Genomic DNA, 20224 nt, shown 5'->3' on the forward strand with positions numbered 1-20224 from the left:
TATCCCGTTATGGATGGCATGAAGCAATGGCTTTTGCGGATCGAACAAATCAGGTGCGATACTCGGCATTGATGACGATATATTCATGGGTTAGGTCACCCGTCCAGACTGTGGCGGATGCGTCGCCCATGCCGAGATCAAGTGAGATGGTGAACTCATCATTGCTAAAGATCGCCATGCCCTCTTCGTCCTTGTAATCCGGATGCAGGTTACCCTTTTCAAACATCAGCAGATCATCGGCTGATAGGGTGATGGCGTTGGTGTCGATCGCTACACCGGAGTTACCCACGGCAGAGAGGATACGTCCCCAGTTGGCATCAGATCCGGCAAAGGCTGTTTTCACCAGTGGCGAGACAGCAACAGCACGGCCAACAGTGCGGGCATCCTCTTCCGTAGCAGCACCGCTAACCTCGATAGTGACAAATTTAGATACGCCTTCGCCATCACGCACAATCTGTTGAGCCAGCTCAATGCATAGCTCAGTCAGCGCCTGTTCAAACAGGGCTGAATCAGAGAGAGGGGCATGGCCAAGACCGATACCGGATGAGAGAACATAGAGGGTGTCGTTGGTTGAGGTGTCACCATCAACACTGATGCAGTTGAACGAGCGGTTGGCGACGCGTTTGAGCATCGGCTGCAACGCCGCTGCGGAGATAGGGGCATCGGTAGCAACAAAACCGAGCATGGTGGCCATGTTCGGATGAATCATGCCGCTGCCTTTAGCGATACCGGTCAGTGTATAGCTGTTGCCATCGATCTCAATCTGCGCAGATGACCATTTGGCAAAGGTGTCGGTAGTGCGGATGGCATTGGCCGCAGCCTGCCAGTTGTCGGCTGTAAGGGAGTCGGCAGCTTCAAACATATTGGCCTGTATGCGATCGATAGGGAACGGTGTGCCGATCACGCCGGTTGAGGCGGAGAGTACGCACGCTGCATCCACACCTGCAGCGGCTGCGCCGGACTCAATAAGCTGTTTGCCCCAGATGGTCTCCATCTCGCCAAGTCCTGCATTGGCGTTACCGGCATTGGCAACAATAGCACGCACTTTCTCGGCATGGCTTGCCAGCGTCTGCTCGCCCTGGCGTACACAGGCGGCACGAAAGCGGTTCCGGGTAAATACGCCGGCAGCATGACAATCGACATCGGAGACGATCAGCGTCAGATCCTGACGTTTACCTTTGAGTTCTGCTGATTTGACGCCGCAGGAGGCAGTGCCGACTCTGAAGCCGGGCACTGGCAGGGGTGGTGATAGCTCAGGCTGATTAACTGGCATAAGCGCTGTTCCTCGTCCAAACATGGACTCTATTATTAAGCCGGACGGTTGAATGCATCGTCTGACTTCACTTCAAGATGTCAGATAAAAATACCGGACACCAATTCAAATCAGGCGTGTTTGCCGTGGCACTGCTTGTATTTCTTGCCTGAACCACATGGACACGGATCGTTACGGCCAACCTTAGGGTGGTCGCGTTTGTAGGTGTGTGAGACCTCTTCGGCTTCCTGAGCTTCGCCGTGGTTGTAACTCACCGGTGTCGCTTCACGTTGCGGCTCGATCAGGGGTGCAGCAGTCTCTTCCTGTTCAACGACAGGGGTCGGCTTCTCCACCTCAACACTGTGCAGAGCGATCATGGTCTGCTCGCGCACCTTATCCAGCATTGTTTCAAAGAGCTCAAACGATTCGCGTTTGTACTCCTGAATCGGCTGTTTCTGGGCGTAACCACGCAGGCCGACACTCTGGCGCAGGTGATCCATCGCCAGCAGATGCTCTTTCCAGTGATGGTCGAGGATCTGTAGTACCAGATACTTCTCAAAGCCGCGCATCTGCTCGGCTCCGGTGGTCTCCTCTTTGGCGGCCATATGCTCTTTCAGTGCATTTTTAATCTTGCCATCCATATCTTCAGATGTTTCAACATCGTCGTGTGAGAGCCACTCTTTCGGATCGCCATCTACAGTCAGGCGCTCCATCAACGCTTCTTGCAGCTCATCCATGTGCCACTCTTCCGGATGCCCCTGCAAAAATTCGGCGACAAGGCGTCTTGCAATATCGGCCTGCATATCATCAATCACATCATGCACATCATCAGCACTGAGTAGTTCGCGGCGCTGGGAGTAGACCACATCACGCTGCTGATTCATCACATCATCATATTCGAGCAGCTGCTTACGAATATCGAAGTTGCGACCTTCCACCTTCTTCTGTGAGTTCTCAATGGCTTTGGTTACCCATGGGTGCTCAATCGCTTCGCCCTTCTCAAAGCCCATCTTGGTCAGCATCGCCTGCATCTTCTCACCGCCGAAGATACGCATCAGATCATCTTCAAGGGAGAGGTAGAAGCGGGTTGTGCCCGGGTCACCCTGACGACCGGAACGGCCACGCAGCTGGTTATCGATACGGCGTGATTCATGGCGTTCGGTACCGAGAATATGCAGGCCACCAAGTGCTACAACCTCGATATGCTCTGCCAGGCAGGTCGCTTTGATCTCCTCGGCTTTGGCCGCGCGCTCTTCATCGCTGAGTTTGTCAGGCAACTGGGCAATCAGCATATCCGGATTACCACCGAGCATGATATCGGTACCACGGCCTGCCATGTTGGTGGCGATGGTTACCGCGCCTTTACGTCCGGCCTGAGATACGATCTCCGCCTCACGTTCGTGATGTTTGGCGTTGAGCACCTCATGTTTGATGCCCTTTTTCTTCAGCTCTTCGGAGAGATACTCTGATTTTTCAATCGAAATGGTACCCACCAGCAGCGGTACACCCTCTTTATGCACAACCTCGATATCGCTGACGATGGCTTCGAATTTGTCCTCTTCATCACGATAGATCACATCGGCAACATCGTTACGGATCATATCTTTATTGGTCGGAACAATGACCACTTCCAACTTGTAGATCTTCTCGAACTCTTCAGCTTCAGTATCGGCGGTACCGGTCATGCCGGCCAGCTTGCCATACATACGGAAGTAGTTCTGGAAGGTGATTGAGGCAAGCGTCTGGTTCTCAGGCTGAACAGTGACCCCCTCTTTGGCTTCCAGTGCCTGATGCAGGCCATCGGAGTAGCGGCGGCCTGGCATCATACGACCGGTGAACTCATCAATGATGATCACCTCATCGTTGCGCACGATGTAGTCGGATTCACGGGTGAACAGGGTGTTGGCCCGCAGTGCCTGTGTGGCGGCATGCATCAGATTTACATTTTCAGGATCGTAGAGACTGCCGTTGGTCAGCAGGCCATCATCACGGAATAGCTGCTCAACATGATCGTTACCGATCTCGGTGTAGGAGACGGCTTTATCTTTTTCATCTTTCTCATAATCTTCTTCATTGAGCTGTTTGATCAGGGCATCAGCCTGATTATAGAGCTCGGTGGCCTGCTCGGCCGGGCCGGAGATGATCAGAGGCGTACGCGCCTCATCGATCAGGATGGAATCGACCTCATCGACAATAGCGTAGTGGTGACCGCGCTGAACCAGCTCTTCAGAGGCAAAAGCCATGTTGTCACGCAGGTAGTCAAATCCGAATTCATTGTTGGTGCCGTAGGTGATATCACAGCCATAAGCGGCCTGACGCTCCTCATTGCTGATGCCATGCACGATGACACCGGTAGTCAGACCAAGGAAACCATAGAGCTTGCCCATCATCTCAGCATCACGACTGGCCAGATAGTCATTCACAGTGATCACATGCGCACCTTTACCCGGCAGGGCGTTGAGGTAGATGGCGAGTGTTGCGGTCAGGGTTTTACCCTCACCGGTCTTCATCTCGGCAATCTTACCCTGATGCAGGATAATACCGCCGATCAGCTGGGCGTCGAAATGACGCAGCCCGAGTGTGCGCACTGAGGCTTCACGAACCACGGCAAAGGCTTCAAAAAGCAGGTCATCAACCGTGGCGCCATCTGCGAGACGCTGGCGAAATTCAACGGTTTTGGCGGCCAGCTCTTCATCAGAGAGAGCCTGCATATCAGCTTCCAGCGCGTTGATCTGCACGGACATAGGCCACAGTTCTTTTAATAAACGGTCATTGCGGCTACCGAACAGCTTGGTCAGGACTTTAAACATGATGATGTGTACTCCGATTGAATCTCGATGCAGTGCCGTTTCCGGCAGGCATCAGGGATGCGCAGCATAACACTGACTATGGCAAAGTCTAAGCGAATAGGGGAATAAAAGCGTCAGATAGCGCTTGAATTGTGGCTCAGAGGCCGGAGATATACTCCGCAACGGCTTTCATATCATCTTCACTCAGCTCAGCTGCAACATCCGGCATGGTATCATTTTTGCGTGCACCACTCTTAAAGGCTTGCAGCTGTTTGACGATATAGAGGGATTTCTGGCTGGCCAGCCGGGCAATATTCTCATCACCCGTGCCTGTTGCACCATGGCAGGCAATACAGACCTCATCGTAAATCAGCTTACCTTTGGCAGCCAGCTTGGCATCGGTCCTGTTCTTTTTTGGGGTGATCTTGGCATACTCAGCGGAGATGATTTTAATGTCGTCATCGCTGACCGCTTCAACCATCATGGTCATGGTGAAATCATCGCGTGTGCCGTTTTTAAAGTTCTGCACCTGATTGAAGATGTATTTGGCATTCTGTCCGGCGAGGTTGGGATATTCAGGAGATGAGCTGGTATCAGTGCCATGGCAACCGAGGCAGACCTGCATCTTCTTGCTCGCATCGGCACAAGCAAGCTGTGCAGGCAGCAGAGCCAGTAGCGTGATAAGAAGTCGAACGGATGTTTTAAGCATGATCACCTCCCCAGATAATCCGTGACCACACTAACGTTGAAAATGGAGAAGATACAAGTGTTAATCGCTATATTCTCTCTAAAATGGTGACATTTCGTGGAAAAATTAGCTTAAAGCGATAAAAACTGACGAATTCTTGCAATGCCTTCGCGAATGTCATCCATGCTTGTGGCGTAGGAGAAGCGCAGATGTTGCGTGGATTTGTAGCTGCCAAAATCCTCCCCCGGTGTGATCGCTACCCCTGCCTCCTCAAGCATCTGCCAGCAGAATGCGCGCGAATCATCGGTGATGCTGCTGACATCGGCATAGATATAAAATGCCCCCTGCGGTTCAATAACAATATTGAAACCGAGTTTGGGTAGCTCCTGCAGCAGGTAACTTCGACGCTTACCATAAGCCAGTCGCATGGCCTCAATATCATCGCTGTTTTGCAGTGCGGCCGTAGCTGCATACTGGGAGAGGGTGGGGGCAGCGATAAAGATATTCTGCATCACCCGGCGGCAGCCGTCGATCAGCTCATCCGGCACAATCACCCAGCCGATACGCCAGCCGGTCATCGCCCAGCGTTTGGAGAAGCCGTTAACGATGATGGTGTTTTCATCGAACTCCAGCGCACAGCGCGCTTTGGCTCCATAGGTCAGCCCGTGGTAAATCTCATCGGAGATCAGGTAGCCACCGAGCCTGCGGCAGCTCTCTGCAACCGCTTTCAGTTCACCATCTTCAATCAATGTGCCGGTCGGATTAGAGGGGTTAATCACCACGGCAGCACGTGTGCCCTCTTGCCAGTGCTTCTCAATCAGTTCGGCAGAGAGGTGGTAGCGTGTTTCAGGCCCGACCGGGATATTGAGTGGTTCCGCACCGGTAAGCCGGATAAAATTACGCTGGCATGGGTAACCGGGATCAGAGAGCAGTACCGATTCCCCCGCCTCTAGCAGGGCCGCATAGATCAGGCTGAAAGCACCGGACGTGCCGGGGGTAATCAGGATACGCTCAGGCGCAACGGAGAGTCCGTACTCCTCCTGATACCACTCACTCAGTGCTTTTTGCAGAACAGGACTTCCGGTAGACGGAGTATAGAAGTTGTCACCGCTATCCAGTGCAACCTTCGCCGCTTCGATCACCGAAGCAGGGGTTGGAAAGTCAGGCTCGCCGATCTCCATATGGATGATCTTCTTCCCTTCTGCTTCAAGCTCCTTGGCACGCTCTAAGAGCTGCATCACCCGAAACGGTTCAATCTGATCAATGCGTCGCATGCCAGCAGCTTAACTTGCCCGATTCATCAGCGCTATGGGGTTGCTTATTCAGCCTTCGAATAAGAATCACTAATTATTACTTTTAAATTGAAGTAGACCACATTGTAAGAAAAATATTTGAAGCTGGTGATTAAAACCAAGAAAGGTTTCTGAGACATGCCTGCTATAAAAAAATAGCCCCGTTAGGAACGGGGCTATTGCTCTTTGTTTATGCCATGCATTAAAGGACGACCATGGCATAAAGGGCTGCAGCTGTTGCGCTACTACCCAATACAACTGTTTTAATATCGGAAATCCATGATGATGAGTTTTTCATTTTGTACCTCCTTAGGTAATGATCTAATTGCTTCTGTGGTTCGCTTTATAGACAAAACATTCTTTGTTTATGCATGCATTAAAGGACGACCATGGCATAAAGGGCTGCTGCTGTTGCGGTACTACCCAATACAACCGTTTTAATATCGGAAATCCATGATGATGAGTTTTTCATTTTGTACCTCCTTAACCAATGATCTCACTTCTTCTGTGGCTCACTTTACAGAAATATAATCATAAATAGAAATAGATGTTTTTTATATGCACCATAGATGAAGATCTATTTCTAATGTGATGAGTTAAATTATATATTATACAAATATCAGCAGAAATAGAGTGGGTGTTCTCTCAGGCTGACAACAATAACTTCATGTGCGGTTGGAAGAGTTGCCAGATTTTAAAATTTGCTATGCAATAGAAAGTTCAAAAAGGTGCGCGTAAGAAGTGAAAGCTTCTTTTCTTTCGAGTGAACGGCGTACCATTTACGATTCAGAGGGAAGCCTTCCACATCGAGTATAGCGAGATGATTTCCAGCCAATTCCAGTCGTAAGTTAAAGTTCGATAAAACTGATATCCCTAGCTTTGCCATTACGGCCTGCTTAATGGCTTCACTACTATCCAATTCCATGTGTTGATTAACTATTAGATCATGTTCTGCAAACAGCTTCTCTACAGCCTGTCGAGTTCCGGATCCTCGTTCGCGCATGAGAAAGCGTTCCTGACTCAACTCCTTGAGAGAGATCTTCTTTTTTTTGCATAACGGATGATCTGGCGATGCAACGGCAACCAATTCGTGATCCAGCATGGGGTAAGCTTTAACGATAAGGTTGTTGGGCATCTGTCCGACAATCATTAAATCATCTTCGTTAGCTTTGAAGCGTTTTAATACTGTCTCTCGATTGGTTACCGTCAGTTGTGGTTTAACGTCAGGATGCTGCCCAATGAAGGCAGCCAGAAGATGCGGAATAAAGTATTTTGCTGAGGTGATACATGCGATGCGCAATTCACCTTTGATCAACCCATTTTGCTCAGATATTGAATCACCCAACTCCACCATTTTTTCGAGAATGACTTGAGTGGTGGCATAAACTTCTTTACCTGCGAAGGTAGGCTGAACATGCCGTCCAACTTGCTCTATCAGAGGGGTTCCAAGTGATTCACTCAGTTTTTTGATTTGCATGGAGACTGTGGGTTGCGTTAAATGCAATGCTTCAGCTGCGCGGGTGTATCCGCCTAAACGAATCACGGCCTCAAAAATTTGTAATTGTCGCAACGTGACATGTCGGATGAGGTTCTCAGCTCTAGAGTATGGCATTGCTAATATACTATGTGGAATATGGATGCCATCAATAATTAATTATATGTTCCTAATGCTTAAACTCTCTCTTCAGGAGGAAGATGTGGATCAGAAGTGTGGGGAGACTGGGAGACTGAGTGGAGACTGAGGGTCAGTTCTTTACTTTGTAGTTTCCAAAAGGGGCTGGTACAAACTAAAGAACTGACCCCGAGACTCTTAAAATCCTCATTCCTTTTCCTATTTAATACTTTTGTGTTCTTTTCAGGAAGAGGATATGCAGCATCAGCGCGAGGGCGAAGGAGAGCAGGGTGCCTAGAAACAGGTCATCCACACTGAATCCGAGAAAGTGTAGAGCTACCCCTGTTGTGATTGCCAATACCCATGCGCTTAACATACCCACCCCTTGCGCAAGCCCCTGCCGGAACCGGCGCTCTTCATTTGTTGTTACTGTTATAGACCATATTTGAGATAAATCAAATTGGAATGGTGTGATGCTTGGCGTTGGCCTGTCTGCGCAATTGACTTAGGGTCACGGCATGAGTGATAGATATGATCTGATTGTGATTGGCGCCGGGATTTCCGGGCTGGCGATGGCCTTTGAAGCCAAACAGGCTGGTATGAATGTGCTGGTGCTGGAGAAGGAGGAGCGAGCCGGTGGCTGCTTTGAGTCCGCCATTGTTGATGGCGATAATCCTTTCTGGCTGGAGATGGGTACACACACCTGTTTCAACTCCTATGGCCGCCTGCTGAAAATTCTTGAGCAGCTTGGCCTTATGGATCAACTCACTGCACGTGAGAAGCTGCGCTACAAGATGCTTGCTGAGGATCAACTCTGCTCAATCCCTTCACGACTCAGCTTCTTTGAACTCTTTGCCAATGGTTGGCGTATCTTCTCCATGAAGAAAGAGGGGAAATCGATTTCAGATTATTACAGCGCTATTGTCGGCAAGAAGAACTACCAGAATGTATTCCGCCACGCCTTTAATGCGGTGCTCTGCCAGCAGGCGGATGATGTGCCATCGGAGATGCTGTTTCGTAAACGGCCACGCGATAAAGAGGTGATGCGCAGCTACACCTTCCCGGAAGGGTTGGGGCGTATTATTTCCGAGCTGGAGAAGCAGGTAGGCTGTCGGAAAGGGGTAGCTGTAAAAGCGATCTCTTTCGATGCAACAGAGGGCTTCTCCCTAGAGATCGACGATGAAACGCTCACTGCCGACAAACTGGTTTGCGCAACGCCTGTACTTGCGTCTTCCCGGCTTCTGCATGAGAGCTTCAGCGAGATTGCTGAGCAGCTGGCCTGGGTGGCTGAGGTTGAGATTGAGTCGGTTGGCATCGTGGTCAACAAGGCTGATCTGCCAATTGAGCCGGTAGCAGGCATTATCGCTGCTGACGGTGATTTCTACTCATCGGTATCGCGCGACATTGTTGGTCATCCGCAATATCGCGGCATGGCATTCCACTTTAAACCCGGGCTGCTTGATCAGGGTGAGAAGGTAGAGCGTATCTGCTCTCTTCTGGAGATTGATGCATCGAAACTGCATCGGGTGTTTTACAAAACCAATCGCCTGCCAAGTCCGGATATGGGCCATGGCGCAGTGATCGCCAGGGTGGATGAGCTGCTCGCTGGCAAGCCGCTGGCGCTGGTGGGCAACTATTTTGAAGGTGTGGCAGTCGAGGATTGTCTGGCTCGTGTGGAGAGTGAGTTTAAGCGGCTTACGCAATGATGATCAGAACAGTGTTAACAGCAGCTCTGATGCTTCTGTTGAGCGGTTGCGGTGCGGGTGAAAAAGCTGATGTGCTGTATGAGTGCCCATCACCCGACGGCAGTTTGATTGCCACCTTATACAGGGTCTCTGATGGTGCGCGGGAGATCGATCGCGAGACCCGCCTGAATGTGCGTCCGGCCACTACAGCCTTTAATGATTCGATGTTCAGCTTCGCCATGCGCCATGGTTATGATGCGATTGTGCGCTGGTCGTCAGAACAACAGCTAGAGTTTGTCTACCCGCTGGACTCTGAGCTGATACATGTGGAGAACGTCATCTTTGGCAGTAGCCAGACCTTCAATTCAACTCAGCAAATCGTTGTGACCTATCGCGAAGAGCCCTCGACACATGGTTACTTTATGGTTGAAAAGCGCTGTTTATCTGGAGTCGAAGCGATCAGATAGTTTCCAGGCTCGGCTTTTCATAAGCAGTAATCCTTTTCAGGATCGTATCTGTGATCTCGCTGGTACCCAGCCACTGGATGGCTGAATCAAGCTCGTGACCGTGAAATACCCTGATCTCATCCAGCCCTTCTACTTCGCTGGCCAGTTGATACATCTTGGCCATGCCGAAGCCAACGGTGTTTTTTGCGACAATAGCGAGCCTGCCATCGGGGCGGAAGCGGGCCTGCTGCAGCTGCTTGCCAGCTGCATAGACGGCGTGGTGATCAAGGCGGTGGGCAGATGCGTTTTCACAGAGAATGGTAAGTCGTTTTTTTCCCGGATCGCTGTAGCGATCACCAAGGATTTCGGCTGTGTAATTTCTCAGATCACTCGCTTTCACCGGGCCATGGAAGATGGTCAGTAGAAAATTCTTGTCTGGATCATGATGGATGAAAAAGCCCATGTGCCACCCTGTTCATAAGAGTCCTGCAGCGTGCTGCAATACTCTTATTAATAGCAGAGATTTATGCTTTTGCCAGAAGGAAATTTCCCGGTGACGATTGCTACTCTTGCCAGGTAAGCACCGGCTTACGGGCAGCCTGAGTCTCATCAAGCCTGCGGCGGAACGGTTTGACCGGCGCTTCGTGCAGCATGTCGGTATCACCGGCCTCGCATGCATCGGCAATTTCGAGCATCGCATCACAGAAGGCATCCAGTGTTTCGCGTGACTCTGTTTCTGTCGGTTCGATCAGCATCGCACCATGCACAATCAGCGGGAAGTAGACGGTCATAGGATGGAAACCGAGATCAATCAGCCGCTTGGCGATATCGAGTGTTTTAACACCGTGCGAGTTTTGAAGTTCATCGGTGAGCAGACACTCATGTTTGCACAGTCCTTCAAATGGTACGTGGTAACGATCTTTCAGACGATGCAGTACATAGTTGGCATTAAGTACCGCATCCTCGGCAATCTGGTGCAGATGCTGGCGACCGAAGGCGGAGATATAGGCGTTGGCACGCAGCAGTACGCCAATCTGACCTGCAGAACCGAGCACAGGGCCGATAGAGTTTTCATCACTGTGAACCAGAGCGTAACTATCGCCAGATTTCACAATGCGTGGCACCGGCAGGTAAGGGGCCAGTGTTTCATTCACAGCAACAGGGCCACCACCGGGGCCGCCACCACCATGCGGGGTGGAGAAGGTTTTATGCACATTGATGTGCAGGCAGTCGATGCCCATATCACCGGGGCGCGCCACGCCGACCAGTGCATTAAGGTTGGCACCATCGCCATAGACCATGCCACCGGCATCGTGCACCAACTGGCAGATCTCTTTGATATCAGACTCAAAGGCACCGGCAGTGTTCGGGTTGGTCATCATCAGGGCGGCGGTGTCGCCATCCAGATGTGCTTTCAGCTCATTCAGATCGATGCGGCCATCAGCACCGGACTTCAGTTCAACACAGTGCATGCCGCACAGTGCCGCCGAGGCCGGATTGGTGCCGTGAGCGGAATCGGGAACCAGTACCTTAATGCGGTTGCTTTCGCCGCGTGCATCCAGGCAGGCGCGGATCATCATCAATCCGACCAATTCACCGTGGGCGCCGGCTGCAGGCTGCAGCGTGACATAGGGCAGACCGGAAATATCACCCAGCCACTGTTGTGTCTCATAAAGCAGTTCAAGCACACCCTGGGCTGTATCTTCAGGCTGATCCGGGTGGATATGGGCCAGCCCCGGCAGGCGAACCACCTGCTCGTTAACGCGCGGATTATATTTCATGGTGCAGGAACCCAGCGGATAGAAGCCGGTCTCAATGCCGTGATTCCACTGCGACATGCGCACGAAATGGCGTACCGTTTCAGGCTCGGAAAGACCGGGGATATTGGCGGGGGTTTTACGTGCAAAGGCATGCAGTGCATCAGAAATTGGGCCTTCCACACCCGGCAGGCTGATCGATTCAGGTGCCTCATGAGCATGTTCGAAGAGCAGGGGCTCTTCATGCTGGATGCCGTTGGTGCCTGAGTATTTGTAGTCAGGATTACTCATTTGGCCACCTCCAGTGCTGCCAGGAAGCCCGTGATATCGGTCTCTTCAACCATCTCGGTGGTGGCGACCAGCAGGTGATTGCTCTTGGCCGTCGGATCAATCAGTTCAAGGGGGATGCCGGCAAAGATATCCTTGTCACGGGCCGCCGCCAGGAAGCGGTCACGTGCCGGGTTATCGGTAAAGCTTAGTACGGTTTCGTTGTAATGTGCGCCTTGGGCTGCGCTGACATGATCAGGTAGTTGCGAGAGCAGTGATTGCAGTGCGGCTGCAGAGTTCATGGCTACCTTTTCAAGGCCGGCATCACCCATCAGCGCCATATAGGTGGCTGCTGCGGTGCACATCAGACCCTGATTGGAACAGATGTTGGAGGTCGCTTTCTCACGACGGATATGCTGCTCACGGGTGGAGAGGGTAAGTACAAAACCGCGCTTGCCATTCACATCCGAGGTCATGCCACAGACACGTCCTGGCATCTGTCGCAGATATTTCTGCTTGCATGTGAATAGCCCCAGATGCGGACCGCCAAAGCCCATTGGAATGCCAAGCGACTGCCCTGAACCGACGGCAATATCAGCACCCATGGCGCCAGGTGATTCGATCAGTGCAAAGGCTGAGATATCGGAGAAGGCAACCACCATCAAACATTTGGCGGCATCACAGGCCGCACGCAGCGGTGCCAGATCATATACGGAGCCGTAGAAGTCCGGATACTGCACGATCACACAGGCAGTGGTTGCATCGATAGCGGCGATCACCTTGTCCAGATCGGTACCAAAATCGCCCATATCGACTTCGCTGTATTCGCCATCCAGACGAGAGAGATAGTTGGCCGTGACACTGCGGTAACGCGGGTTCACTGATCCGGCCATCACCACTCGGGTTTTACGGGTCACACGCCGCGCCATCAGAGCCGCTTCGGCTGTGGCTGTTGCTGCCTCATACATCGAGGCGTTGGAGACATCCATGCCGGTCAGCCGGGCAATCATGGTCTGGAACTCAAACAGAGCTTGCAGCGTGCCCTGTGAAATTTCCGGTTGGTAGGGGGTGTAGGCAGTAAGAAATTCACCGCGTGAGATCACATAATCAACAACGGCAGGTACAAAGTGATGGTAGGTGCCGCCACCGAGAAAATAGGCGCTGTTGCTGGCGTTACGGTTCTTCTCCGATGCCTTGGTGAACTTGCGCACGATACCTGCTTCGGAGAGTCCATTAGCCAGATTAAGGCTGCCCTTATCAATCAGGAACTCTTCTGGAATATCGGCAAAAAGATCGCGGAGTGTCGAAACATCCATCGTCTCCAGCATTGCTGATCTGTCTGTATCGGTATGAGGAAGAAACCGCATAATTAATGTCCTTCTTTTTTACCGCAAAGGACGCAAGGCTACGCAAAGGCATTCAATGGTCAGTTTTGGCCCCTGCTTGTTGAGATGCGGGAAGGTCGCATCGCCGATTTGGCGAAATTCGACAGCCTGTAGTAAACCGATTTTTGATCTTTCTGTGCGTACCTTTGCGTCCTTTGCAGCGAACGTATTTTTACTCTTCGAGGAAGGTGTTGTACTCGTCGTCACTCATCAGTTCAATGGTCTCGCCACTCATCTTCACTTTGGCGATCCAGCCTGCACCGTAGGCGTCGGTGTTTACCTTTTCCGGTTCACCTTCAAGCTCTTCATTCACCTCGATCACTTCACCGGCAACCGGTGCATAGACATCAGAAACGGCCTTGACCGACTCAACTACAGCGTAGGCTTCACCGGCATCAATGGTGCGGCCAATCTCAGGTAGCTCTACAAAAACGATATCACCAAGTGCTTCCTGCGCATGGTCACTAATGCCAAAGGTGGCAACATCGCCTTCAATGCGCACCCACTCATGGTCTTTGGTATATTTCAAATCAGCAGGAATAGTCATGGCCGCTCCTTAATAAATACAAAAATATGGTGCTACGTTAGCGCCGGACGTTACTGCGCACAAACGGTAAAGTTGTACGCTCAGCAGGGACTGCTTTGCCGCGAATCTCTACAGTTAACGCACCAGACACAGCATGTTCCGGTTTTACATAAGCCAGCGCTACACCGCCGGCCATGGGACTGAACATGCCAGAGGTGATTTCGCCAGTTTCCGCGCCATCGGCATACACTTTGTAGTGCTCGCGAGGAATGCCGCGCTCAGTCAGTTTGATGGCGATCAGACGAAGCTGCGGACCTTCAGACCTACGCGTTTCAACAGCGGTTTTGCCAATAAAATCACCCTTATCAAGCTTGGTGATCCACATCAGTTTGGCCTCAACCGGTGTAACACTATCTGAGATCTCATGGCCGTAGAGCGCGTAACCCATCTCAGTGCGCAGCATGTCGCGGGCGGCAAGGCCGATTGGCTCTGCACCATTAGCCAGCAGCTGTTTCCAGATATCTACTGCAATGGCGTTGGGAATGTAAATCTCAAAGCCATCTTCGCCGGTGTAACCGGTACGTGAAATGATGCCTTTACGACCAGCAACGGTTACCTGTGCAAACCTGTAGTAACCGATGCTCTCCAGATCGGCATCAAGCAGAGGTTGAAGCGCGGTCTGGGCAGCAGCACCCTGCAGTGCCAGTAGTGTGGTATCGTCTGACTCATCATTCACTTGAACATCAAAAGCCGCTGCCTGCTGCTGAAGATGTGCCACATCCTTATGGCGATTGGCGGCATTGATACAGAGGTAGTATTCGCTCTCTGAAATCTTGTAGGTGGTGATGTCATCAATGAAGGTGCCTGAGTCATTCAAGAGTGCGGAGTAGTGCACCTGTCCTTCTACCAGTTTTGAGACATCGTTGGTGGTGACATACTGCAGGAAGGCCAGGCTATCTGCGCCACTAACGCGCACCTGCCCCATATGGGTGATGTCAAAGATGCCTGCACCGCCTTCGCGAACGAAGGTGTACTCTTTCAGAGCACCATTTTTGTACTGCACCGGCATCTCAAAACCGGCAAACGGCACCATCTTGCCGCCAAGCTTTACGTGCTCGTCAAACATCGGTGTTTTAGACAGATCGCTCATTCGTCATCCCCGACATGGGCTTTGAATGCCTGTACGGTATTGGCCAGCAGCATGGTGATGGTCATCGGTCCGACACCACCCGGTACAGGGGTGATCCAGCCAGCGCGCTTGCTTGCTGCTTCAAACTCAACATCGCCGGTAAGGGAACCATTTTCAAGACGGTGAATGCCCACATCAATGACGATAGCGCCCTCTCTGATCCATTCGCCCTTGATCAGGCCACGTTTGCCTGCCGCGGCAACGACAATCTCGGCACGTTCAATATGCTGCTGAAGGTTTCTGGTAAAACGATGACAGACGGTAACTGTGGCTCCGGCCAAGAGTAGCTCCAGCGCCATCGGGCGACCAACAATGTTCGATGCGCCGACAATCACGCACTCCATGCCGTGCAGATCAAGGCCGGTTTCAGCCAGCAGTTTCATGCAGCCGTATGGTGTGCAGGAGCGCAGGGCCGGTTTGCGGGCGGTAAGGCGTCCGACGTTATAGGGGTGAAAACCATCGACATCTTTGCCCGGATCAATCGCTTCGAGAATCGTTTCTGAATTGATGTGATCGGGAACCGGAAGCTGAACCAGAATGCCATCCACCTTCGGATCACTGTTCAGCTCGGCGATCAGGCCAAGCAGATGCAGCTGGCTGGTATCGGCTGGCAGTTCGTGTGAGAAGGAGCGGATGCCCGCTTTTTCGCAGCCCAGTTTCTTGTTTTTGACATAGACATGCGAGGCGGGGTCATTGCCGACAATAATCACGGCAAGGCCGGGTGCACGACCATGTTTCTGTTTGAGTGAGGCAGCTTCCACGCCGATTTCACCGCGCATGCGGTCGGAGAGGGCTTTGCCGTTAAGTATCTTTGCAGTTGAATCGTTCATATGGCTGCGCATTGTTGCAGTAAGGCTCAGTTCAGACAATGATAAGCTGCATGAACAGGCTTTCTGAATCAGATCTGCGCATCGGCATCGATCTTGGCGGTAGTAAAATTGAACTGATAGCTCTGGATGCTACGGGCATTGAGCTACTGCGTTTTCGCCGTGCCACACCGGCAGGCGATTATAAGCAGACGGTAAATATGATCGCTGGCATGGTTGCAGAGGCTGAAGCCGATCTGGGTGCGCAGGCAACGATGGGCATCGGAACGCCGGGTGCGATCTCACTGAAAAGCGGGCTGATGAAGAACTGCAACTCGACCTGTCTGAACGGCATGCCACTTCAGCAGGACCTGCAGCAGCTGCTTGGTCGCGATGTGCGTATAAGTAACGACGCCAACTGTTTTGCACTCTCCGAGGCCGTTGATGGTGCTGCGGCAGGGGAAAATGTTGTGTTCGGCGTGATTCTCGGCACCGGGGTTGGTGGTGGTGTCGTGGTCAACGGACAGGTGTTGAATGGCGTTAACGCCATTGCCGGGGAGTGGGGACATAATCCGCTGCCCTATCCGCAATCGGATGAACTGCCGGGGCCAGCCTGTTATTGTGGTCGTCATGGCTGCATCGAAACATGGCTCTCCGGTCCCGCTATGAGTGCTGACCACCATCGGCAGGAACAGGTCAATTTATCAGCTGAACAGATTGTAGGTCTTGCGGCTCAAGGCGATCAGAAATGCCAGCAGAGTATCGACCGTTATTGTGATCGTTTAGCCAGAGCAGTGGCGGGTGTGATAAACATCATCGATCCGGACGTGATTGTGCTGGGCGGCGGCATGTCGAATATCAAACAGGTTTATGATGAGGTTCCATGCCTGTGGGGGCGCTATGTCTTTTCCGATGAGGTGCGCACACGCCTTGTCGCTCCGAAGTTCGGTGACTCATCGGGTGTGCGGGGCGCAGCTTGGTTATGGAGCTAGGAGAGTGATATGAAGTTTATGCATATGGCACTGATAGTGTCTGACCTGAAACGGGCCGAAGATTTTTATGAATCTATTCTTGGATTGACGAAGATTGCGCGCCCTGATCTCGGCTTTGATGGCCTCTGGTACGGACTGGATGGCGGCAGTGAACTGCATCTGATGCTGCTTGATAATCCCTATGCGGGTTGTGATAAACCGGAACATGGCGGTCGTGATAATCATATTGCCCTGCAAAGTAAGGAGTTCGACAAGATTTGCCAGCGACTTGATAGTGTGGTTATCCCATACACGCTGAGCAGGTCAGGTCGCAAGGCACTCTTCTTCCGCGATCCGGATGGCAATACGATTGAACTGATGGCCTGATTATCGGAGGGCAGGCTTCAAGTCCGCAGCCGTATCAATCAAACATGCATGGCCTCAAAGAAGACACGGTCGATATTTTTATTCCAGACACCGTGATACATCTCAAGCCAGAACTCAGCCTGTGTTTGACCCGATGCGACAGTCCTTTCCAGCGGCTTGAGAAAGATGGTCTCATTTTGCCCGCTGCTGTTGCGGGCATCAATGCGTTCAAGGCCAGCCCGGCTGATCTGAACCATCTGTTCACAGAGCTGTAGCACGGTTGTATCTCTGAACGGTGTGCCCAGCGCTGTTTTCGGAGCCTCTGCTCGGAGTTCAACGACTTCGGCATGGCTCCAGTCGGCGATCATCTGCCAGGCCTGCTGCTGCGCCTCTCTATCATATAACAGCCCTTTCCAGAGAGCGGGCAGCGAGCAGATCCACGGCCATGGTCCGGCATCTGCACCACGCATCTCCATATACTGTTTCAGTCGCACATCCGGGAAGAGGGTGGAGATATGCAGCTCCCAATCCTCAATGGTCGGAAATTGGCCGGGTAGCTTATCAAGTTTTCCACCCATAAAGTCGCGGAAACTGGCTCCGGCACAATCTATATATATATCGTCGCGAATCACGCAGTACATCGGTGCATCCAGAGCCCACTCGGTATATGAGGCGAATCCGAAATCCTCTTCAAAGGCACAGGCCGGGATGCCGGTGCGATTGGAATCGGTATCAAGCCAGCAGGCGCCGCGTCGGGAGAGGTAGTCGGATGGCTTGCCATTTTCAAACGGACTGGCTGCGTAGAGGGCGGTAACCAGCGGCTGCAAGCAGAGCGAGATGCGCATCTTCTGTGCCATGTCAGCCTCGGATTCGAAATCGATGTTGGCCTGCACGGTTGCGGTGCGCAGCATCATATCCAGTCCGCCACTGCCAACCTGCGGCATATAGTTGCGCATAATTCTGTAGCGATCTTTCGGCATCCACGGAATATCATCACGTTGCCACTTGGGCTGAAAACCCATGGCGAGAAAGCCGATGCGCAGCTCATCGGTCACACTCTTGAGGATTTTGTGGTAAGCGGTGGTCTCTTCGCATGTCTGGTGAATCGTGGCGTGCGGAGCGCCGGAGAGTTCAAGCTGACCACCAGGTTCAAGGGTGATCGAAGCCATGCCGTTTTTCAGTGCAATGATATTTTCATGCTCTCTGACCGGCTGCCAGTTCTGATCGGCGAGCAGCGTTAACAGGTTGCGGATGCTGCGCTCGCCCTCATAAGGGATCGGTTTGAGCGTATCCATGCAGAAACCGACTTTTTCATGTTCGGTGCCGATGCGCCAGGCATCGCGAGGTTTGCAACCCTGTTTGAACCAGTTGCTTAGATCAGATGTGGAGAGGTGCGAAGACATGGCGGGAGATTACCCTATTCTATATATAGATAGTAGATGGTTGCTGTGTGGATAATTACACCGTCGTTGCTAGAGAGCATCCCCAAGCGCATCAATCAGCGGCTGCAGATGTTTCTCATAGCGTTTCCAGCGTTCAATGGAGTTCTTATAAATCGGCTGACGAACCTGGGCCAGACTTGATGTCTGAACAGTCTGTTTGGATTCGTAGAATTTCAGGCACGCATCATTCCACTCTAGGTTACAGAATTCGAGCATACGGCGGCTCTGCTGCTCCTGTTCTGCAACGAGCGACTCATAACTGACCTCATGGTAAATCTCTGCAGGCAGAACCTTGCGCCAGTGCTCGGCCATATCGAGATAGATGCGGTAGTATTCACCGATCTCCTGCAGGTCATAGGCGTAATTGAACGCAGCGCCCTGGAAAAGATTGGAGAAAATAGAGAAGCATGTATCCAGTGGATCACGCATGCAGTGGATGATTTTTGCCTTGGGAAACAGCATGCGAATGACTCCGATGAGCCAGATGTTGGGCAGTGCCTTATCAACATAGCGTTCAGACTCTCCGAACAGCCGGTTCATCGCATTCCGGTATTGGTTGGCAGCTTCTATGATTCGGTCATCTGAGGTGTTGGTCAGTATCTGCAGGTCAAGCTGATGTATATCACCGCTTGTAAGTCGACCTGTAGTCTCTCTCAGTAGATCTGTTTCACCGCTATCAACGACATTTGGCAGGCTTGCCAGAATTTGCGCCAGCAGTGTTGAACCGCAGCGAGGCATGCCAACAATAAATATAAACTCTTCACCATTGGCTTCATTGTCTGGCTGCTTTGTAAAAGAGGTTTCGTTGAACATCTCTTTGACCTCTTTGGCAAATTCGTGTTCATGGGCTATGTCGAATTGTCCGTAATCCTGGCGGATACGGTTTGCCTCAGCGTAATAGGTAAAGGATCTGTCATAATCATGTAAATCCTCCCTCCCACGCTTTGCCGAGTCCGAAGCCAATGGTGATTCGGTCTTCAGGCGGTGTGAATGCAGCGTTAAATGCATTTTCCGCACGCTTTACAATATCATTATAGCTATCGATTTTTTTGAATCGAAGAAGTCGGGAGAGTGAATCAGCATGGTATGGATTGAGTTCGAGTGCTTTGTTCAGAGTTTTAAATGCCTCATCCATATCGCCTTTTTGCAATATGAGGACTGCAAGATTGTACCATGCATCGGCATTGTCCGGATCGATTTCAATGGAAGTTTCGAAGCAGACTATAGCTTCATCGTAGCGTTGCTGCTGAAGCAGAGATTGTCCCAGGTTTGTATGGCCCATGGCTCGCTTTGGCGAGTGTTTAAGACATTGCCTTGCAGCAGTCTCTGCTTTTCCCCACTGACGAAGTGAATACCATTCACAAGAGAGTGCCTGCCATACATCACCGCTGTATGGCTTTAGCTTGAGATAGAGCTGCCAATAATGGATCGCAGACTCATAGTCTCTGGTTTTATTGTTTAGTTGAGCGAGGCTAATCAAGAGGTTGAGATGTTTTGGATTGTTCTCATGGCCACGCAGATAAAGTACCTTGGCCTCATCCAGGTCGCCACTATGTTCGGCAATTTTTCCCAGCAGGTTGTTGGCATCAGGGTCAACAGGGGGGATTTTCAGAATAGTCATGCAATGTTTTTTTGTTTGAATGAATTGCTCGCTGAGAAAGGCTCGTGTGGCAACATTCACCAGCAGTTTAATCTGGCGTTTCTTGTTGTTCGAGAGTTTAACGTTGATTTTCACACTGCTTCTGGTGATT

General features: G+C 51.6%; 19 protein-coding genes. 4 read left to right on the forward strand and 15 right to left on the reverse strand.

Annotated elements, in window-relative coordinates:
• Positions 1 to 49 precede the first annotated feature (49 nt).
• The 6 genes from argJ to F3F96_RS07910 form a co-directional block, all read right to left on the reverse strand.
• Positions 50 to 1273, reverse strand: a complete 1224-nt coding sequence (gene argJ, locus F3F96_RS07885) for a bifunctional glutamate N-acetyltransferase/amino-acid acetyltransferase ArgJ (RefSeq protein WP_176962694.1) — start codon at positions 1271 to 1273, stop codon at positions 50 to 52.
• Between the two features lie 110 nt (positions 1274 to 1383).
• A complete protein-coding gene (gene secA, locus F3F96_RS07890) occupies positions 1384 to 4062 on the reverse strand; it encodes a preprotein translocase subunit SecA (RefSeq protein ID WP_176962695.1) in 2679 nt (892 codons plus the stop codon).
• Between the two features lie 136 nt (positions 4063 to 4198).
• Positions 4199 to 4750, reverse strand: a complete 552-nt coding sequence (locus F3F96_RS07895) for a cytochrome c (protein WP_176962696.1) — start codon at positions 4748 to 4750, stop codon at positions 4199 to 4201.
• A 110-nt stretch (positions 4751 to 4860) separates the two neighbouring features.
• Positions 4861 to 6003, reverse strand: a complete 1143-nt coding sequence (locus F3F96_RS07900) for an aminotransferase class I/II-fold pyridoxal phosphate-dependent enzyme (protein ID WP_241697726.1) — start codon at positions 6001 to 6003, stop codon at positions 4861 to 4863.
• 712 nt (positions 6004 to 6715) lie between these two features.
• Positions 6716 to 7633, reverse strand: a complete 918-nt coding sequence (locus F3F96_RS07905) for a LysR family transcriptional regulator (protein ID WP_176962697.1) — start codon at positions 7631 to 7633, stop codon at positions 6716 to 6718.
• Between the two features lie 223 nt (positions 7634 to 7856).
• Entirely contained in the window at positions 7857 to 8009 is a 153-nt protein-coding gene (locus F3F96_RS07910; protein ID WP_176962698.1) for a hypothetical protein, read from the reverse strand.
• Positions 8010 to 8151: 142 nt separating this feature from the next.
• On the opposite strand from F3F96_RS07910, the gene F3F96_RS07915 reads away from it, so the two are divergent.
• Positions 8152 to 9339, forward strand: a complete 1188-nt coding sequence (locus F3F96_RS07915) for an NAD(P)/FAD-dependent oxidoreductase (protein WP_176962699.1) — start codon at positions 8152 to 8154, stop codon at positions 9337 to 9339.
• The gene (locus F3F96_RS07920) at positions 9336 to 9785 is read left to right on the forward strand and encodes a hypothetical protein (RefSeq protein ID WP_176962700.1); all 450 of its coding nucleotides are present in this window, start codon (positions 9336 to 9338) and stop codon (positions 9783 to 9785) included. The genes F3F96_RS07915 and F3F96_RS07920 overlap by 4 nt, the downstream gene beginning before the upstream one ends.
• Here the strand turns inward: F3F96_RS07920 and F3F96_RS07925 are convergent.
• From F3F96_RS07925 to folD, 6 genes are all read right to left on the reverse strand, one after another.
• The gene (locus F3F96_RS07925; protein WP_176962701.1) at positions 9778 to 10227 is read right to left on the reverse strand and encodes a hypothetical protein; all 450 of its coding nucleotides are present in this window, start codon (positions 10225 to 10227) and stop codon (positions 9778 to 9780) included. The genes F3F96_RS07920 and F3F96_RS07925 overlap by 8 nt on opposite strands.
• A 100-nt stretch (positions 10228 to 10327) precedes the next feature.
• Positions 10328 to 11812: an aminomethyl-transferring glycine dehydrogenase subunit GcvPB gene (gene gcvPB / locus F3F96_RS07930; protein WP_176962702.1), complete on the reverse strand. Its 1485-nt coding sequence runs from the start codon at positions 11810 to 11812 to the stop codon at positions 10328 to 10330.
• Positions 11809 to 13155 (reverse strand): aminomethyl-transferring glycine dehydrogenase subunit GcvPA, encoded by a 1347-nt coding sequence (gene gcvPA, locus F3F96_RS07935; RefSeq protein WP_176962703.1) that lies wholly within the window; start codon positions 13153 to 13155, stop codon positions 11809 to 11811. Before gcvPA ends, gcvPB begins: the two co-directional genes overlap by 4 nt.
• Positions 13156 to 13345: 190 nt before the next feature.
• A complete protein-coding gene (gene gcvH, locus F3F96_RS07940; protein WP_176962704.1) occupies positions 13346 to 13720 on the reverse strand; it encodes a glycine cleavage system protein GcvH in 375 nt (124 codons plus the stop codon).
• 37 nt (positions 13721 to 13757) lie between these two features.
• The gene (gcvT, locus tag F3F96_RS07945; RefSeq protein WP_176962705.1) at positions 13758 to 14849 is read right to left on the reverse strand and encodes a glycine cleavage system aminomethyltransferase GcvT; all 1092 of its coding nucleotides are present in this window, start codon (positions 14847 to 14849) and stop codon (positions 13758 to 13760) included.
• Positions 14846 to 15718: a bifunctional methylenetetrahydrofolate dehydrogenase/methenyltetrahydrofolate cyclohydrolase FolD gene (gene folD / locus F3F96_RS07950; RefSeq protein WP_176962706.1), complete on the reverse strand. Its 873-nt coding sequence runs from the start codon at positions 15716 to 15718 to the stop codon at positions 14846 to 14848. The genes gcvT and folD overlap by 4 nt, the downstream gene beginning before the upstream one ends.
• 74 nt (positions 15719 to 15792) lie before the next feature.
• Here folD and F3F96_RS07955 point away from each other — a divergent pair, with 74 nt between their 5' ends.
• Together F3F96_RS07955 and F3F96_RS07960 are read left to right on the forward strand one after the other, a co-directional pair.
• Positions 15793 to 16686, forward strand: coding sequence for an ROK family protein (locus F3F96_RS07955; RefSeq protein ID WP_176962763.1), 894 nt, complete (start codon positions 15793 to 15795; stop codon positions 16684 to 16686).
• 9 nt (positions 16687 to 16695) lie between these two features.
• Complete coding sequence (locus F3F96_RS07960) at positions 16696 to 17052, forward strand: VOC family protein (RefSeq protein WP_176962707.1); 357 nt, start codon at positions 16696 to 16698, stop codon at positions 17050 to 17052.
• A 38-nt stretch (positions 17053 to 17090) separates the two neighbouring features.
• On the opposite strand, the gene F3F96_RS07965 is transcribed toward F3F96_RS07960, so the two are convergent.
• The 3 genes from F3F96_RS07965 to F3F96_RS07975 form a co-directional block, all read right to left on the reverse strand.
• Complete coding sequence (locus tag F3F96_RS07965) at positions 17091 to 18434, reverse strand: glutamate--cysteine ligase (RefSeq protein ID WP_176962708.1); 1344 nt, start codon at positions 18432 to 18434, stop codon at positions 17091 to 17093.
• Between the two features lie 69 nt (positions 18435 to 18503).
• Positions 18504 to 19481 carry a sulfotransferase gene (locus F3F96_RS07970; protein ID WP_176962709.1) on the reverse strand — a complete coding sequence of 326 codons (978 nt, stop codon included), beginning with the start codon at positions 19479 to 19481 and terminating at the stop codon, positions 18504 to 18506.
• Positions 19393 to 20208 carry a tetratricopeptide repeat protein gene (locus F3F96_RS07975; RefSeq protein ID WP_176962710.1) on the reverse strand — a complete coding sequence of 272 codons (816 nt, stop codon included), beginning with the start codon at positions 20206 to 20208 and terminating at the stop codon, positions 19393 to 19395. Before F3F96_RS07975 ends, F3F96_RS07970 begins: the two co-directional genes overlap by 89 nt.
• Between the last annotated feature and the right edge of the window lie 16 nt (positions 20209 to 20224).

It is taken from the genome of Mariprofundus sp. NF (genome assembly GCF_013387455.1).
In the GTDB taxonomy this organism is placed as follows: Bacteria; Pseudomonadota; Zetaproteobacteria; order Mariprofundales; family Mariprofundaceae; genus Mariprofundus.

What these genes read in the sequence shown, in the direction of transcription:
- argJ (WP_176962694.1), bottom strand. Translation starts at nt 1,273, where the DNA reads ATGCCAGTTAATCAGCCTGAGCTATCACCACCCCTGCCAGTGCCCGGC.
- secA (WP_176962695.1), bottom strand. Translation starts at nt 4,062, where the DNA reads ATGTTTAAAGTCCTGACCAAGCTGTTCGGTAGCCGCAATGACCGTTTA.
- F3F96_RS07895 (WP_176962696.1), bottom strand. Translation starts at nt 4,750, where the DNA reads ATGCTTAAAACATCCGTTCGACTTCTTATCACGCTACTGGCTCTGCTG.
- F3F96_RS07900 (WP_241697726.1), bottom strand. Translation starts at nt 6,003, where the DNA reads ATGCGACGCATTGATCAGATTGAACCGTTTCGGGTGATGCAGCTCTTA.
- F3F96_RS07905 (WP_176962697.1), bottom strand. Translation starts at nt 7,633, where the DNA reads ATGCCATACTCTAGAGCTGAGAACCTCATCCGACATGTCACGTTGCGA.
- F3F96_RS07910 (WP_176962698.1), bottom strand. Translation starts at nt 8,009, where the DNA reads ATGTTAAGCGCATGGGTATTGGCAATCACAACAGGGGTAGCTCTACAC.
- F3F96_RS07915 (WP_176962699.1), top strand. Translation starts at nt 8,152, where the DNA reads ATGAGTGATAGATATGATCTGATTGTGATTGGCGCCGGGATTTCCGGG.
- F3F96_RS07920 (WP_176962700.1), top strand. Translation starts at nt 9,336, where the DNA reads ATGATGATCAGAACAGTGTTAACAGCAGCTCTGATGCTTCTGTTGAGC.
- F3F96_RS07925 (WP_176962701.1), bottom strand. Translation starts at nt 10,227, where the DNA reads ATGGGCTTTTTCATCCATCATGATCCAGACAAGAATTTTCTACTGACC.
- gcvPB (WP_176962702.1), bottom strand. Translation starts at nt 11,812, where the DNA reads ATGAGTAATCCTGACTACAAATACTCAGGCACCAACGGCATCCAGCAT.
- gcvPA (WP_176962703.1), bottom strand. Translation starts at nt 13,155, where the DNA reads ATGCGGTTTCTTCCTCATACCGATACAGACAGATCAGCAATGCTGGAG.
- gcvH (WP_176962704.1), bottom strand. Translation starts at nt 13,720, where the DNA reads ATGACTATTCCTGCTGATTTGAAATATACCAAAGACCATGAGTGGGTG.
- gcvT (WP_176962705.1), bottom strand. Translation starts at nt 14,849, where the DNA reads ATGAGCGATCTGTCTAAAACACCGATGTTTGACGAGCACGTAAAGCTT.
- folD (WP_176962706.1), bottom strand. Translation starts at nt 15,718, where the DNA reads ATGAACGATTCAACTGCAAAGATACTTAACGGCAAAGCCCTCTCCGAC.
- F3F96_RS07960 (WP_176962707.1), top strand. Translation starts at nt 16,696, where the DNA reads ATGAAGTTTATGCATATGGCACTGATAGTGTCTGACCTGAAACGGGCC.
- F3F96_RS07965 (WP_176962708.1), bottom strand. Translation starts at nt 18,434, where the DNA reads ATGTCTTCGCACCTCTCCACATCTGATCTAAGCAACTGGTTCAAACAG.
- F3F96_RS07970 (WP_176962709.1), bottom strand. Translation starts at nt 19,481, where the DNA reads ATGCATTTAACGCTGCATTCACACCGCCTGAAGACCGAATCACCATTG.